We start from the raw sequence: 14,665 nt of genomic DNA on the forward strand, positions 1-14,665 counted from the left end.
CATGGAAAAAGAGAATCTGGTTGAGATAGCCAATACTCGGATGCCCTTCGGAAAATATCAAGGGCGGGTATTAATCGACCTGCCTGAAGAGTACCTGCTTTGGTTTGCCCGCAAAGGCGAGTTTCCACAAGGAAAGTTGGGGATGCTCATGGAGATGACGCTGGCAATTAAGATTGAAGGGCTGGATGGTTTGGTTAAACCCCTCAAGCAGGGGTAATTCGGTCGACTAAAATAGGGCGATGGGCGTTACTCCGTTCATCGCCCTAGTTTTGTAGGGTACAAACGCCATTAGATATAAACGTCAATCTGGTTCTGTGCAGAAGGGCGGTTTACTCCATCACCGGTCGGTGCGTTCGCACTCACGGTATTATTATCACCCTCTTTGGTTTTTTCGGCCTCTTTAGCCTCAATACGTGCGATTTGAGCCTGTAGCGCGGCAATTTGACTCTGAATTTGTTGCTGCTGTTTTTGTAGTTCATCAGCAGTTAAACCAGAATCTTTTAAGGTACTTAATTTCTCGGTCAGTTTTTGGATCTCTTGGTTCAGAGATTTAATCTGTGCCGCCGCGCTGCTATCTGAAGAAGAGCTACCGCTGCTGACAGAAACGGATGCTGTAGAGATGGTATTCGACATTATTATTCCTTAGAAAAACGTGGGTGGAATAATAACTATCGGTGAGAGGAAGATTAGCCTTAACGTTTAAGGGGGGTTTTACGCAATCTTATCACTTGCTTATCACTTGGTTACCACTATGCTGTTTTTTTAAGCATAAAACCAGAGGTTAGCGCAGTTAAACAACCAAACGTAATTGCGGCCAATGCTGCAACCAACCTTTGCTATTGACCCTTTGATTGTACGTATCAATTTCACCATTTTTGGGGTTAAGCGTGATAGTTCTGGCAAATAAAGCATCCAGACCGAGTGGAGCAATCAATTCAATATCGCCTTTGCTGTTTAGTTTGGCACCAATGGCGGTTTCGACTTCCACCCAAAAGCTGATGGCATCTTCTGTGCTGGTATAGGGCCAGCGGCCAGTATAGAGGTGCATCCTGGCTTGGTTTTTTACTGACCAGGGGAATGATGTACCCTGAAAAGGCGGCGTTTGAAGCAACTGTTCTTCTAGCTGTAAGTCACGCTGCTCGCTGGCATCTTCTTCATCAAAATAGACTAAATCAATGTCATTGAGTGGCGTGGGTGAAGAGTAGCCATGAAGTTTATCCCACACAAGATTACGGACAAATCCTGCCGCTAGACACCACTGATGTAGTCCTAGTTCATGAGCAATAGACAATGCACGCATCCGATAGGGGTCAGCACGTAGCCATTGGATGATTTGTTGCTGCTGGTCCATTATCTTTTCCCTCTGTAATCAATGCGCCGGAGAGTCAACAGGATAGCAGTAGAAAAGGATAAATTGGAGAGTGAATATGGCATCACTGAAAAGCAAAAAACCGGCCTAAGCCGGTTTTTTAAATGGTGGTGGAGCTAGACGGGATCGAACCGTCGACCTCTTGCATGCCATGCAAGCGCTCTCCCAGCTGAGCTATAGCCCCACAAATGTGGTTGTTCGTACTGATTTATCTCTATGCCATCAAACCCGAAAGTTTGGTGGAGCTAGACGGGATCGAACCGTCGACCTCTTGCATGCCATGCAAGCGCTCTCCCAGCTGAGCTATAGCCCCAATGTGCACATAATAAATTGTGTGAACGGGGCGCATGATATGAAACCACTGAAAAAGTGTCAACGGCTAATTCAATTTCTCGCGTTAAGCGCTGAAAAAGCCGCCAAATCAGTGAGCAAACAGCATGATAAATACTTCAGTTGGTTATGTTCAAACATAAAAAAAGGTGGCTTATTCAAGCCACCTTAAGTATAAAAAATCCAAATTTATTGCTGGGCTTCGCGTTCGCTAATAAAAGCGAGTGCCTTGTCAATGCGCGCCAGAGAGCGAGCTTGACCAATGGCATGGACAGTGACATCCATACCCGGTGATTGGCCTGCGCCAGTGACAGCAACACGCAACGGCATGCCAACTTTGCCCATACCTACACCTAACTCATCAGCGGTGCCCTGAATGGCGTTGTGGACGTTCTCAGTAGTCCATTCAGTGATGGCAGCCAGTTTAGCTTTGACCGCTTCAAGCGGTTGACGCGCAACCGGACGCAGATGTTTTTTCGCTGCGTCTGCATCAAACTCATCAAATTCTTCATAAAAGTAACGGCATGACTCGGCCATTTCTTTCAGTGTCTTGCAGCGCTCGCCCAGTAGTTTAACAATCTCAGCCAGCTCAGGGCCATTGCGAGTATCAATGCCCAACTGTTCAACCTGCCATGACAGATGAACGGCGACATGTTCAGGTGGCAGACTATTGATGTAGTGATGATTCAGCCATTGTAGTTTTTCAGTATTGAACGCACTGGCTGATTTGCTGACAGCATCAAGGGTGAATAGCTCTGTCATTTCGGCGACAGAGAAAATTTCCTGATCACCATGGGACCAACCTAAACGTACCAGATAGTTCAGCAATGCTTCTGGCAGGTAGCCGTCATCGCGGTATTGCATGACGCCGACTGCACCGTGGCGTTTAGACAATTTCTTGCCGTCATCACCGAGAATCATTGAGACGTGTGCATATTCAGGGACTGGTGCACCTAATGCTTTCAGAATATTAATCTGGCGAGGGGTATTATTGATATGATCTTCACCGCGGATAACATGGGTAATTTCCATATCCCAGTCATCAATGACCACACAGAAGTTATAGGTTGGCGATCCATCGGTACGGCGAATAATTAAATCATCCAACTCTTGGTTGCTGAATTCAATTGGCCCACGGATTTTATCATCGAAAATAACGGAGCCTTCCTGCGGGTTACGAAAACGCACCACTGAAGGTTCATCGGCACCATGAGTACATTGGCTATCGCGGCAGCGGCCATCGTAACGCGGTTTTTCGCCATTCGCCATTTGGGTTTCGCGCAGTTCATCCAGACGCTCTTTAGAGCAATAGCATCGATAAGCCGTGCCGTTCTCCAACATTTGGTCAATGACGGCATTGTAGCGGTCAAAGCGTTTGGTTTGGAAATACGGACCTTCATCCCAATCCAAATTCAGCCAGTTCATACCGTCCATAATGGCGTCGATAGCTTCCTGAGTTGAACGCTCGAGATCAGTGTCTTCGATGCGCAAAACAAATTCGCCGCCTAAATGACGGGTGAATAACCAGGAATAAAGCGCGGTACGTGCGCCACCTACGTGAAGATAGCCGGTAGGACTGGGTGCAAAGCGGGTTTTAATTTTCATTGGGATCGATGCCTTATTACGCGACGCCAGCCAGCGGACGCTGGCAGTTGCTCGAAATTCGAAAAAGTAGGCGACATTCTACCACCCTGTGGTAATTCCTCAACGATGTTACCGGCATGCAATTGATGATTACTGGCAGATACGGCTAAAGAAACGTCCGCAGCGGCGATAAATATCGCATCCTGTTTAAATTTGCGGCGAACGATTGTTTTCGTTTTAAAAACCGTTGACTCACTTCGAACTATCCCTATAATGCGACTCCAACAACACGGCGGGGCGATTAGCTCAGTTGGTAGAGCATCTCCTTTACACGGAGGGGGTCATCAGTTCGAATCTGGTATCGCCCACCAAACTCGACGTGTTTTGCAGTAAGAATTACGCAGTAAAATGAGATAGATGAGGGCGATTAGCTCAGTTGGTAGAGCATCTCCTTTACACGGAGGGGGTCATCAGTTCGAATCTGGTATCGCCCACCACTCATCACTCATTGATTTTAAAGCATTAAAAGTAGTAGAAGTGGGCGATTAGCTCAGTTGGTAGAGCATCTCCTTTACACGGAGGGGGTCATCAGTTCGAATCTGGTATCGCCCACCACTTCTCTTACTCTCAGATTATATAATGGGTCGTTAGCTCAGTTGGTAGAGCAGTTGACTTTTAATCAATTGGTCGCAGGTTCGAATCCCGCACGACCCACCATTATATCAAGTACCTCAGCACATCCCCCAAACTCAGAAATCACAGACTACCCAGTTCGTGTGGGTGAGACCCTGCGTTCAGGTTCGAGCCGAGGATGCGAGACAGCAACGCGCCAGCGTTGACCCGAAGGGCGAGTCCGTAGGACGAGTCATCCCGCACGACCCACCATTATATCAAGTACCTCAGCACATCCCCCAAACTCAGAAATCACAGACTACCCAGTTCGTGTGGGTGAGACCCTGCGTTCAGGTTCGAGCCGAGGATGCGAGACAGCAACGCGCCAGCGTTGACCCGAAGGGCGAGTCCGTAGGACGAGTCATCCCGCACGACCCACCATTATATCAAGTACCTCAGCACATCCCCCAAACTCAGAAATCACAGACTACCCAGTTCGTGTGGGTGAGACCCTGCGTTCAGGTTCGAGCCGAGGATGCGAGACAGCAACGCGCCAGCGTTGACCCGAAGGGCGAGTCATCCCATTCGGCTCAAAGTACCTCAACGTAACCAGAAAACGAAAAAACCCAAGCTGACTGAAACTCGGGTTTTTTGTATTTCTAGAGTGATGTCAATATATACTCGCTGTTATTTTACTGGCGCTTCGAGAGTGAAAGCCTCTTGAGCAAGAAGAGTTTCTGTCTCGATATCGTCGGTCTGCACCTCTGTGTAACTTTTGGGCGTACCACGGCAGCCATCTCCATAATGTTCCCCCTCCCAACGCCCAACCAATGCCGCACCAATCGCATTACTCATCACGTTAGTGGCAGAACGACCCATATCTAAGAAAGGATCGACACCCATTAACAGAATCAAGCCCGCTTCTGGAATGTTAAATTGGCTAAGAGTTGCGGCAATAACCACTAATGATGCGCGAGGAACACCCGCCATACCTTTAGACGTCAACATCAGGATTAATAGCATAGTGATTTGTTCACCCATGCTCAGATGTATATTACATGCCTGAGCGATAAAGATGACGGCAAATGAGCAATATGCCATCGAACCGACCAGATTGAAGGAATAACCAATAGGAAGAACAAAACTGGAAATTTTGTTAGATACACCAAATTCCTCCAGTTTCTCCAACGTACCGGGGAAGGCTGCTTCAGAACTTGACGTGGTAAAAGCCAACAGTGCAGGTTCGCTGATACCTTTTATTAACCGCAGGGTACAACGGCCAATTAGCACAATTGAACAGCCAATCAGAATCAACCACAATAGTCCGAGAGTGAAATAGAACTCACCCATAAATATACCGGCACTGACCAATACACCCATACCACGTTCAGAGATCATCGCTGAGATAGCGGCAAATACGGTCAGTGGGGCAAATAGCATGACATAACCGGTCAACTTCAACATCAGATGTGCCAGTGATTCCAGCACCGAAACAATGGGTTGCGCTTTTTCACCAATGGCTGAAAGGCTAATCCCCATAAAAATAGAGAATACAACGATTTGCAGGATTTCATTTCGCGCCATCGCATCAATAATACTGGTGGGAATAGCATGCGATATAAATACTTTTGCGGAGAATGGAACAGGTTCAATACCATCAACCGCGCTTGCGGTAGCCGCCACAAAGTTGATTCCATCACCTGGCCTCAAGATGTTAACGACAACTAAGCCCAGCAGAATTGAAATGAATGCTGCGCAAATAAACAGGAACAATGTTTTTGAGAAAACACGCCCTAATGTTTTGGCGTCACCCATTTTTGCAATCCCAACCACTAAGGTTGAGATAATTAATGGCGCAATAATCATCTTGATCAAACGCAGGAAAATATCGGTAAAAATCGATATTTCAGATGCGTATGATTTGGCAAAGTTAGGGCTGCTAAAGGAATTTATTAAAAACCCAACAATAATACCTATTATCAGACCCAAGATGATCATTGTGGTCAAATTTTTTGATTTCATAATGATTCCATTTATAAGTAGGGTGGTATCGTTTTTATAAAATATTGAATAGTGGCACCGATGTTGTATTTTATTTCTATAAGGAAACGGTGCATCAGGCATCACAATGCACCGGCTATTCGGATGTTTGTGTTTTACTGTTAACGCTAAGAAGACTAAATATCGAACTCGAGTTTTAATAAAGGCGCATGTTGCTGAGCACCATAAACATCCGTATCACCCACGGCACCAGATACAAGGTGGCGTGGCATCACGATTTTGACTGCATTCGCTGGGTCGAACCAAATAATACGAGAGACGAATTTTGGCTCGACATTATATATTTTTGCGATTATCTCCTTTTGAAATTGCCCAGAATCTTTAATGCTGGAATAGATACTTTTATTCTTAAATAAAATATCCAGCACTAATTCATATGGCCCAGCATTTTTTGATCTGACGACATGAGCCAGCTCGATGATTGATATATTCATGCCATCACTCCTTCTGCTGTCACATTCTCCAGCTCGAATTTAAATGCAACCTCCGGTGTATATTCCATTAAGTGGTAAATGGAAAATTCATAAACCAGACCCGCTCGAATATCTGATGGTGAGAATGGGAAAGCCAAATTACCGGCAGTTGCAATCCGCCCGATATAGCCATAGTGAAGTAACGTCGAACGAGCGAGTGAGCAAATGCTATCAGCCATGGCTTGAGAGGGGGCGACGACATCGAGCAAAATACCCAATTCATAAGCGGTGGTATTAGGCTCGGGTTCCATTTTTCCCATCACGCCATTTTTCCCGTACAGGTGGAAATTGAGTTGCACGGTATCAGGCGCGATACTCAGGTTTTTCTCTACGCTTTTGCGGACTTCGCACAAAATATTCTCGATATCCGCGATCATTATGGCATCTCGGGTACCGGCAATACTGATAGTACGATAGCCTACCGGCCGGGCACCTTCTAACTTCACCGTGTAGGGGGTACTTTCATGCACTGATCCGCTGACGCGAACTTGCCCTTTCCCCATATCTTTGAACTGGCAAGCGGACAGATTTAATATCCCTCCGGGGCCGGGTAAGAAGTAAGGATCTGATTTTTCATACAATGTATGTGCGGCCGCGGAGGTTTCAGTAAATTGGCGTTTATCATTGAAGGTTTTCAACGTAAAGCCGGATTCATCCAGAATCCCCATGGCACAGTCAGAACCCGATCCCGGTGTTGCAGCAATCGCGGCGCACTCTAAAATCTTGCCACAATGCAGCGCCAGACCTTCATCGAACCCTTTTATGATAGGTAAGGCGGCAAAGCATGCGGGATCATAAGCCCGGCCACCTAATACCACTTGTGCCCCAGCAAGCAGCGCTTCCTGAAAAGGCTCAACCCCCATTTGTGCCACGATATAAGTTGTTGCATCAATAGCTTCATGGGTGAGTTCAGGGACAAAATCCAGCGACCGAATTTTACCTGCATCAAGAGCGGCATGGACCACTTCTTTACTCACGTCGGCAGGGATCACCGCCAAGGTAAAGTTTAGTGATTCCTCTTGAGCAATTTCTAAAATTATCTGGCGACACCATTCTAAATGTGGCGCGGCACCTGAACCTCCCGCCGTGCCGATAACGACAGGAATTCCGTTATTCACACCTGCAGTTATCATATAACGGAGATCCCGTTTTACCCCGGCACGATCAGTAAACGGCTTACCAGAACCCAAATAGTGAGGGCCAGGATCGGAGGAACCCGCGTCTACCGCGATTAAATCGGGAGACTCCTCCATCGCTTTCATAAAACTCTCTTCTGGAAATCCATATCCCAAAATGGCTGTAGGCGAGAGGATCTTAAAGGTTTTAGACATATTAATTTGCCTTTGCTTTCAGTTGCGCGATGGTACGTGTCATCTCGTTAAACACAATGTTCATGCCTTCATCGAAGCCCATTCCCGGCTTAATTAGCATGCGCATTGGGCGAGAGGCGATAGCAACATGCACGCAGGTGCGGGCGCTGATATCGGTTTCGTTACATGTCCCGCCCTGATAGGCCTCCATTCCTTTTTTATTGCAATAGAGCACAGCGTCAACGATGTTGTGGATACTGCCCAGATCCGGGGTTTTGATCTGCACCATGTGACAACTCCCGGCATCAGTAAAGTCGATAATATCTTGATAGGTATTACACCATTCGTCGGCTACGATTTTGACGGAAGACCCCAGTTTTTCTAGGTTACGGGTAATTTCAGTCAATAATCGGATTTGGTCCGGCTTATTGCCGGCATCAACCGGCCCTTCGATATACAGATCCAGCTCACCAGCTTGTTCTTGTAAACTGGCGATATATTCCGCACACCGCATTGGATCCATATCGAAAATCAAACCAATCGTGCCGTAAACATCAATATGTAAGTTAGGTTTATAATCGGAATTAGTCCGCAAATCAGTAACGCGTTTTGCCAACCAACTGACGTAATCGCGCAGTTTTTCCCCATTGCGGCCCAGTTTTTCATCAACATTGTTGATAAGGCCATGCGGCAGAACATCCACGCCTTTAAGAATCATTTTATCGACAGCGATATAACGGTCATCACCGCTTTGCCCAAACAGCGGAATTGGTTGCGCCACAAGTGGCAGGTGCCATTCGTCACATATGACTTCGGCTTTTAAGCGGCCCGTTGCCAATGCAGTTGCATCCAACAATGCTTGGGAAAGCCCATAACGAATAGCGGTGTGCAGTGGTTTACCCTCAATGGTTACTTCATCAAAGAAGCGGGCATTTAGGCGAAACTCACTGATATCACGCCCTTCTAGCAGGGGCTTGATATGTTTTTCCAAGAAAGGAACGAAATTAGCGGCGATAAATAAAGGATCACGGCCACCGGCACCTGAGTACTGTACTGCCGCGCAGTCACCTACGGCAACGGCGCCGTTTTCTAACATTAATTGGATGTTGACGCATTCGCCAGCTTGACGAATAGAGGTAAAACCATCAGTGACAGGTGTGCCTTGATAGATAAAACCATCCAGCTTGGCGCCGTTTTTTATTGCCTGTTGGTCATCGAAATAGAAAGATGAATTACCGGCAGTGAACAATACATGTTTGATTTTCATTATGGTCTTCCAATTAATTTGCTGTGGGATACGGCGTTAATATCGTCAATGATCATTTGGAATGAGGGGGTTCGTCCCTCTTCTTTAGCGCGCTCTGCGACAAAATCATGGTGCAGTGCGAGAACATCTTTCGGCAAAGGAACGGAACCGGGATCAAACACTCGGATGGCACCGTGGTTATCACGAATTGGCATCATTTTGCCGGAGTTACAGGTGGCTGGCGCAAAAGGTACGTCAAGAACGCCAGCTTCAAATGCACGGACAGTGCCGATGGCAATATCGCCTTGCCCCAGTTCCAATACTTTGTCCATAACTGCGCGAACTTCGCGTTTGATCAATGCAATTTCGCGGTCAACTTCAACGCAAGGTGGGAATTTTTGGTCACGAACCATGTTGAGCATTTGGTTCGATGCCCTGAGTCCTTGACCATTCGCTTCGGCCGTTGGGATGCCATAAGCTTCATGTGGGCTTTTAGTAATGACCTTAGTCGCGCCGGCCATGCCCGCGACGGCGGCCCCCCATGAGATAACCGCAAATGCACGGGATTCATCTTCTGGGAACCCCCCCATCCATTGATGGAATACGGTACTTAGCTCATAGTTTTCGTAGCCATTAGCATGAAAGTATTCATCAGCGAGTTCACGTAAAGAACGGATGGCGGCAATGTCTTGCACCACATTACCGACCTGACCGTAGCCGACAGTGACTGACTTCACTCCTTGTTCCAGTGCCAACAAACCCTCAATAATAGCGACGGCATGTGACACAAACGGTGGAATCAAAGTGCCAGTCAACGGGCCAAATGGCTCGCGATTGATGCGAATACCATGTTCTTCATAGACACCAATCAAACGGTCGCAGTACTGCCAATCCCGGATGGATTTTTCTAGCGTCACGCGTTTTGCATAAGGAATGTTGTACGAGATTCCGCCACCTTCGTAACTGGTGAATCCACTCGCCATGGCTATCTCGGCTAGCAGACGCGCATCGGGTGTTCCGTGGCGAATTTGCAGTGGTTTAGATAAGGTTTCCGTGATGCGGCGACAGGCTTTTACCCCGTGATTGACCACCGGTAACCCATTGAGCTTTGATGTACCGGCTTCAACGGATTTTTGGATACCCACAGCGGCTTCTTCGTAACGATTAAGACGGGTATAAGCATCAATAGTGGTCGGCAACAGATCGCAGTCTTTTTGCAGCGTTCTTAGCAGTTCAATATGTTCTTCAATTAATGCGACCCCAGCACGAGGCTGGCTCAACGTGATCCCGTCGCGATCAGCGTCAAACAGCGCTCTGGCGAAGTTTTTTGCTTCAGGGATGGTCTGCTGATACTTCACGCCATCCTCAAAATTTTCAACATCTTTGCCGGTGTGCCAAGTCTTTAACACTTGAAAGCGTTCGGACATAAAATCGTCTAAAGATATTTTTTTGTTTCGAAGTTCCATCATGACTCCAATTTTCACTTGTTCAAAATTCGAACGCCAGTCTGGGCGGCAGCTTTAGGAAAGCGACGAGCGACATTAGCGAGCAGGGGAAGTAAACCTTGCGTATCTCTGTAATACTCAAACTGGTTGGGGAGCAGCACTTGCTTGCCTTTATCATCAAAATCGCGATATTTCAGCCAGTTATGGATATCAAATGAATCTGCTCTGGAGAGCCACCCTCCGGTGCCAATGACTTTTTGTACGAGACTTAAATCACGGCCAAGTTGCAGGTCAATATTGCCCGCACAGGTGCAGACCTGCGTTTTAGTACCCGCATGGCGCTCAGAGGCATATCCGACACAAATCCCGGCAAGCAACTGGTCAAATACGCACTCTTCATCGGAACTTGGCACGTAACCTGGATGGGTCGTGATGTATTTTAAATAGTGATGAAAAGCATCAATTTTGGTTTGTTGATGGGCGAAATAATGGTCGATCATGGATGCGCCGGTTTCACCGGCATTGATGGCTGAAACACGCATCCCTAAATCACCCTCGACGGTGCGCTTAATCAGTGGTTCTGGCAGACCGTGCATGACCGTGTCAGGCAGTAAGTGGTTATTGTAGGAGGAGTAGATATCTGTAGTCGCTCCCCCCATGTCGATCAGCATGAAGGTTTCCCAATCGGGCACGTGTTGGCGAATTTGCTGAACTAATTCAAAGACGGAATAGGGGGTGGGTAATGGTTCTTCGCCGGTTTGATCGACGATAATATCTAACCCTTTCCCTTTCACAATTTTATGCAAGAAAATGTCACAAATGGCCTTGCGTGCACCATACGGATTAGGGCTATCAAGATTGGGCAAGACGTTGTCAACAATGGTTAAGTCTTTACTGCCGAGAATGTCCTGCACCTCATCATCCAGATCACGGTTTCCGGCATAAATAATGGCGCATTCAAGATCCGATTGAGCCAAGAGTTTGGCATTTAATAAGCCGTGGCTGCAGTCTCCACCATCAGTGCCGCCGGTAAATAACAAAATGTCCGGTGGTGATTTCTCTAAAGCCCGTACATCTGACTTATTTAGGTTATAGGCAAAATGCTGCGATACTTTGGCACCTGCGGAATGTGCCGTCACTTTAGCCGATTCCAACGTAATATTGGGCACTAATCCAATAGCCGCAACAGACAGCCCCCCCTTAGCAGAGGAGGAGTAATCAATCTTTACCTTCCCAGAGGCCAATAATGGGCGTGCATCGCTAACACCCAGAATCTTATTTAATACAGAAAAGAACCCCTCAGCTAAGTGGTGGGGGGTTGTAGGGGACAAGGCATAGTTTTTCACAACAATATTGTCATTATCACCTACTTCAAATACCGCCCCTTTCGTCCAGGTGGAGCCAATATCGATAGAAACGCTGATCATTGCATGCCCTCGGCTGTTTCCTCTGCCTGCATGACATGGTCAATATCACTTTTCATCAGGGAGCAGACTAATTCCAAGTCTGTGTCTGGCGCGAAAACACGATTAAAGCCCATCTCTTTAAATTTGATTTCGATTTCTGAAAAATCATGTTTGCCGATCACCAAATTTCCACCGACATAAAGCAATATTTCACCAATCCCGCGCTCAATGCAGTTCTCGCGCATACCGATACAATCTACCTCGCCATGTCCATAAATAGAGGAAATGACAATGGCCTGAGCACCGGTTTCAATAGCTGCATCAATATATTCATCTTGGCTCACCATTACGCCGAGATTAATTACGTTGAAATTGTGCATTGTAAATACGCGGTCTAGCACCTTATTACCAACAGCATGGCAATCAGCACCAATGACGCCAATAACAATTGTTGGATTTTGCATGTTAAGCCCTCTATGTAGATTACGGTCTCTATATTTTTGTTTGGTGAGCAGAAAGTAAAACCTAGCATTTCACTCTCCACGCGAAATTAAATAATATTATTTTTTGTAATGACGTATTTCATTCCCCTGGTCTATAAATGCGATGGAGACTTGCTGGGGTTTTATTGTTGTTTAATGTGCTTCTCCATTAAATTAAATACAATTGATTTATTGTCAGGACATCTTGAAAAAAGTGTAAAACAAAAATATTTATTAGTTTTTACATGCTTTTGTTGATTAAATTCATTGTAAATCAATTCGTTAAAATAAAATATATCACTTTGTTAATAAGGGTGGATAAATGTTATTTTTGACAATGTGAATATTTATAGATGAATTGTGATCTGTGCCAAATTATTTATCTTCTCAAGTTGTGATAGTGATCATATTTTAATGGTGGTTCTTTTGAATATAAAAAATATATATTCATGCTCAAATTGATAATATGCCATCCGAAAGATAGATACCCTTCTTACATTAATTAACGGACTCCACCTGCTACCATTTTGACCAAATGCATACGAGGATAATTTTTAATTATTTGCTTTCGGTGCAACATTCTGAGCAGGCGCTCGACGTCATGTTGACAATGATTAAGCAGTAGCCCAATGACGCTGCCACTGTGAGCCACATTTAAACCATAAATGCCACTGTGTTCGACGATATCCAGCAATTGATAGAACTGGGGTTTAGGCAGTAGTGACTCACTGGCGATGGCACTCAAGGTTGTTGCTTCTCCAAGTGTGTAACAACATCGCCTTTCATTTGCTAACCGGAACTGTTGCATCGCTTTTACCAAATAGGGAGCCTGTTTCAGCAGCAATGAATGGCGCTTTCGTTGATGAAATTCCTCTGTTAGCACTGTTTGTGAACTTTCGAGCAATACAATATCGATGTCAGGCAGCCAAGGAAATGAGAGCTGGGTTTGTGCTGTTTGGTGATCAAAAAGAGTGAGATCCTTAAATATAGTGCTGTCGGTCGGTTCAAGCGCCACACAGAGTTGGGCTAGTGACTCATCACTTAATGGTTGGCCCAACAAACGGCTGGTGGCCATTGCTGTCGCTGCAATATCTGCGGTGCTGCTCGCTAATCCTTTGGCGACCGGAATAGTTGATTCGAACTCGATACAGATATTCTCAGCAAGGAGAGGAGATTGGTCAAAGTGCGCCAAGACTTGTTTCACCATTTGGCGCATACGAGGCCGCTCGCGTGGACCTGGCTTTCCTTGTGTCACAGATACATTGCTGTACCAATTTATCGGGCAGGAAATCAGTTTTTCGCCACCCAAGATCCACCCCTGGAGTAATTCACCGCAGGAGGCCGGGCAGTGTGCTTCAGCCATGAAAAGTATCCTTACAATGATAATCCCTACAACGATAACCCTTTTGCGGACAATGCATTATATGACTTGCAAGAGTGGCTCATGGTTGATGTCGATTGAATGAGAAGTAAAAGCCAGCACATCGCTAAGATTGACCACATCACCGATGACTAACAATGCTGGCGCATGGACCTTTTTACGAGCAATCTCATCTTTTAGCGTGTTCAGTGTTCCTTTAGCTATTTCTTGTTGCTGGTGGCTGGCATACATCACTGCAGCAGCAGGGGTCTCCGGCGATTTGCCTCCTTTGATTAATCGCTGGCAAATTTCCTCTTGTCGGCTCATTCCCATCAGCACAATCAGTGTGCCGTCTAATTGGGCTAATGCATTCCAATTCTGTGGTTCATTTCCCTGACTCATATGCCCGGTGACAACATGAAAACTGGAAGCATAGTGGCGATGGGTTACCGGAATCCCCGCATAGGCTAATCCACCAATTGAGGAACTGATGCCTGGCACTATTTCAAAAGGGATATTACGGTGTGAAAGACTTTCGGCCTCTTCTCCACCACGGCCAAATACATAGGGGTCACCGCCTTTAAGGCGCACGACATTTTTACCAGCTAATGCGTGATCGATCAGTATTTGGTTGATATGTTCCTGTGGAATCGGATGGTGATTTGAGGCTTTTCCTACATTAATAATTTGGCAATTAGGTGGTGCTTGAGCAATTAGCTCAAGATTAACTAAACGGTCATGGACAAGAACTTGGGCTTCACGGATAGCCAGTAACCCTTTCACGGTGATTAATGATGCATCTCCCGGGCCTGCCCCGACTAATAATACTTTTCCTAGACTCATTAGAACGACCTTTATAGCAGCGAAGGCATAAGATTTTTTAAAATCGCAAGAGTTTATTATCTAAAAATTAATGTATAGCTTGAGCGCAGCATCATTATCCATAAAAGAAGAATGAGATACATGACCTTGCTCCCATTATTTAAT

13 protein-coding genes, 6 tRNA genes and 3 other RNA genes are annotated in these 14,665 nt (G+C 46.1%); 8 read left to right on the plus strand and 14 right to left on the minus strand.

Annotated features, from left to right (window positions below; translation table 11 throughout):
* The first annotated feature begins 1 nt into the window (after position 1).
* Positions 2-217: a DUF3820 family protein gene (locus ACIOG0_RS06115; RefSeq protein WP_050101836.1), complete on the plus strand. Its 216-nt coding sequence runs from the start codon at positions 2-4 to the stop codon at positions 215-217.
* A 71-nt stretch (positions 218-288) separates the two neighbouring features.
* Here the strand turns inward: ACIOG0_RS06115 and ACIOG0_RS06120 are convergent, their stop codons facing one another.
* The 5 genes from ACIOG0_RS06120 to gltX form a co-directional block, all read right to left on the minus strand.
* A complete protein-coding gene (locus tag ACIOG0_RS06120; RefSeq protein WP_050140701.1) occupies positions 289-633 on the minus strand; it encodes a FlxA-like family protein in 345 nt (114 codons plus the stop codon).
* A gap of 157 nt (positions 634-790) precedes the next feature.
* Entirely contained in the window at positions 791-1,351 is a 561-nt protein-coding gene (locus tag ACIOG0_RS06125) for a nucleotidyltransferase family protein (RefSeq protein WP_050101839.1), read from the minus strand.
* A 126-nt stretch (positions 1,352-1,477) separates the two neighbouring features.
* Positions 1,478-1,553: transfer RNA gene (locus ACIOG0_RS06130), tRNA-Ala, on the minus strand.
* Between the two features lie 53 nt (positions 1,554-1,606).
* A tRNA-Ala gene (locus ACIOG0_RS06135) sits at positions 1,607-1,682 on the minus strand.
* A gap of 206 nt (positions 1,683-1,888) precedes the next feature.
* A complete protein-coding gene (gene gltX, locus ACIOG0_RS06140; RefSeq protein WP_050101841.1) occupies positions 1,889-3,304 on the minus strand; it encodes a glutamate--tRNA ligase in 1,416 nt (471 codons plus the stop codon).
* A 274-nt stretch (positions 3,305-3,578) separates the two neighbouring features.
* Here gltX and ACIOG0_RS06145 point away from each other — a divergent pair.
* The 7 genes from ACIOG0_RS06145 to ACIOG0_RS06175 all read left to right on the plus strand — a co-directional run bounded on the left by ACIOG0_RS06145 (position 3,579) and on the right by ACIOG0_RS06175 (position 4,491).
* A tRNA-Val gene (locus ACIOG0_RS06145) sits at positions 3,579-3,654 on the plus strand.
* Positions 3,655-3,704: 50 nt separating this feature from the next.
* Positions 3,705-3,780, plus strand: a tRNA-Val gene (locus ACIOG0_RS06150).
* A 42-nt stretch (positions 3,781-3,822) separates the two neighbouring features.
* Positions 3,823-3,898: transfer RNA gene (locus ACIOG0_RS06155), tRNA-Val, on the plus strand.
* 26 nt (positions 3,899-3,924) lie between these two features.
* Positions 3,925-4,000 (plus strand) — tRNA-Lys (locus tag ACIOG0_RS06160).
* A gap of 43 nt (positions 4,001-4,043) precedes the next feature.
* Positions 4,044-4,168: non-coding RNA, RtT sRNA (locus tag ACIOG0_RS06165), on the plus strand.
* A gap of 43 nt (positions 4,169-4,211) precedes the next feature.
* A non-coding RNA gene (locus tag ACIOG0_RS06170) (RtT sRNA) lies at positions 4,212-4,336 on the plus strand.
* Positions 4,337-4,379: 43 nt separating this feature from the next.
* Positions 4,380-4,491: non-coding RNA, RtT sRNA (locus ACIOG0_RS06175), on the plus strand.
* A gap of 91 nt (positions 4,492-4,582) precedes the next feature.
* Here ACIOG0_RS06175 and ACIOG0_RS06180 read toward each other — a convergent pair.
* The 9 genes from ACIOG0_RS06180 to cobA all read right to left on the minus strand — a co-directional run bounded on the left by ACIOG0_RS06180 (position 4,583) and on the right by cobA (position 14,521).
* Positions 4,583-5,917: a dicarboxylate/amino acid:cation symporter gene (locus tag ACIOG0_RS06180; protein ID WP_050140703.1), complete on the minus strand. Its 1,335-nt coding sequence runs from the start codon at positions 5,915-5,917 to the stop codon at positions 4,583-4,585.
* A 155-nt stretch (positions 5,918-6,072) separates the two neighbouring features.
* Positions 6,073-6,390 (minus strand): DUF4387 domain-containing protein, encoded by a 318-nt coding sequence (locus ACIOG0_RS06185; RefSeq protein WP_050101451.1) that lies wholly within the window; start codon positions 6,388-6,390, stop codon positions 6,073-6,075.
* Positions 6,387-7,760, minus strand: coding sequence for an acyclic terpene utilization AtuA family protein (locus ACIOG0_RS06190; protein ID WP_050140705.1), 1,374 nt, complete (start codon positions 7,758-7,760; stop codon positions 6,387-6,389). Before ACIOG0_RS06190 ends, ACIOG0_RS06185 begins: the two co-directional genes overlap by 4 nt.
* A 1-nt stretch (position 7,761) precedes the next feature.
* Positions 7,762-9,006 (minus strand): methylaspartate ammonia-lyase, encoded by a 1,245-nt coding sequence (locus tag ACIOG0_RS06195; protein ID WP_050101453.1) that lies wholly within the window; start codon positions 9,004-9,006, stop codon positions 7,762-7,764.
* Entirely contained in the window at positions 9,006-10,451 is a 1,446-nt protein-coding gene (locus tag ACIOG0_RS06200; RefSeq protein WP_050101454.1) for a methylaspartate mutase subunit E, read from the minus strand. The genes ACIOG0_RS06195 and ACIOG0_RS06200 overlap by 1 nt, the downstream gene beginning before the upstream one ends.
* 14 nt (positions 10,452-10,465) lie before the next feature.
* On the minus strand, positions 10,466-11,857 hold the full coding sequence (gene glmL / locus ACIOG0_RS06205) for a methylaspartate mutase accessory protein GlmL (RefSeq protein WP_050101455.1): 1,392 nt from the start codon (positions 11,855-11,857) through the stop codon (positions 10,466-10,468).
* Positions 11,854-12,300 carry a methylaspartate mutase subunit S gene (glmS, locus tag ACIOG0_RS06210; protein WP_050101456.1) on the minus strand — a complete coding sequence of 149 codons (447 nt, stop codon included), beginning with the start codon at positions 12,298-12,300 and terminating at the stop codon, positions 11,854-11,856. The genes glmL and glmS overlap by 4 nt, the downstream gene beginning before the upstream one ends.
* A gap of 520 nt (positions 12,301-12,820) precedes the next feature.
* On the minus strand, positions 12,821-13,681 hold the full coding sequence (locus ACIOG0_RS06215; RefSeq protein ID WP_050101457.1) for a GHMP kinase: 861 nt from the start codon (positions 13,679-13,681) through the stop codon (positions 12,821-12,823).
* A 57-nt stretch (positions 13,682-13,738) separates the two neighbouring features.
* The gene (gene cobA / locus ACIOG0_RS06220) at positions 13,739-14,521 is read right to left on the minus strand and encodes a uroporphyrinogen-III C-methyltransferase (protein WP_128451901.1); all 783 of its coding nucleotides are present in this window, start codon (positions 14,519-14,521) and stop codon (positions 13,739-13,741) included.
* Positions 14,522-14,665: the final 144 nt, after the last annotated feature.

It is taken from the genome of Yersinia vastinensis (genome assembly GCF_044905075.1).
Classification (GTDB): domain Bacteria; phylum Pseudomonadota; class Gammaproteobacteria; order Enterobacterales; family Enterobacteriaceae; genus Yersinia; species Yersinia vastinensis.

Bases quoted from the DNA above. Each gene is read 5' to 3' on its own strand.
- cobA (WP_128451901.1), bottom strand. From the start codon at position 14,521: ATGAGTCTAGGAAAAGTATTATTAGTCGGGGCAGGCCCGGGAGATGCA.
- ACIOG0_RS06120 (WP_050140701.1), bottom strand. From the start codon at position 633: ATGTCGAATACCATCTCTACAGCATCCGTTTCTGTCAGCAGCGGTAGC.
- ACIOG0_RS06180 (WP_050140703.1), bottom strand. From the start codon at position 5,917: ATGAAATCAAAAAATTTGACCACAATGATCATCTTGGGTCTGATAATA.
- ACIOG0_RS06190 (WP_050140705.1), bottom strand. From the start codon at position 7,760: ATGTCTAAAACCTTTAAGATCCTCTCGCCTACAGCCATTTTGGGATAT.
- ACIOG0_RS06195 (WP_050101453.1), bottom strand. From the start codon at position 9,006: ATGAAAATCAAACATGTATTGTTCACTGCCGGTAATTCATCTTTCTAT.
- ACIOG0_RS06115 (WP_050101836.1), top strand. From the start codon at position 2: ATGGAAAAAGAGAATCTGGTTGAGATAGCCAATACTCGGATGCCCTTC.
- ACIOG0_RS06200 (WP_050101454.1), bottom strand. From the start codon at position 10,451: ATGGAACTTCGAAACAAAAAAATATCTTTAGACGATTTTATGTCCGAA.
- glmS (WP_050101456.1), bottom strand. From the start codon at position 12,300: ATGCAAAATCCAACAATTGTTATTGGCGTCATTGGTGCTGATTGCCAT.
- ACIOG0_RS06185 (WP_050101451.1), bottom strand. From the start codon at position 6,390: ATGAATATATCAATCATCGAGCTGGCTCATGTCGTCAGATCAAAAAAT.
- ACIOG0_RS06125 (WP_050101839.1), bottom strand. From the start codon at position 1,351: ATGGACCAGCAGCAACAAATCATCCAATGGCTACGTGCTGACCCCTAT.
- ACIOG0_RS06215 (WP_050101457.1), bottom strand. From the start codon at position 13,681: ATGGCTGAAGCACACTGCCCGGCCTCCTGCGGTGAATTACTCCAGGGG.
- glmL (WP_050101455.1), bottom strand. From the start codon at position 11,857: ATGATCAGCGTTTCTATCGATATTGGCTCCACCTGGACGAAAGGGGCG.
- gltX (WP_050101841.1), bottom strand. From the start codon at position 3,304: ATGAAAATTAAAACCCGCTTTGCACCCAGTCCTACCGGCTATCTTCAC.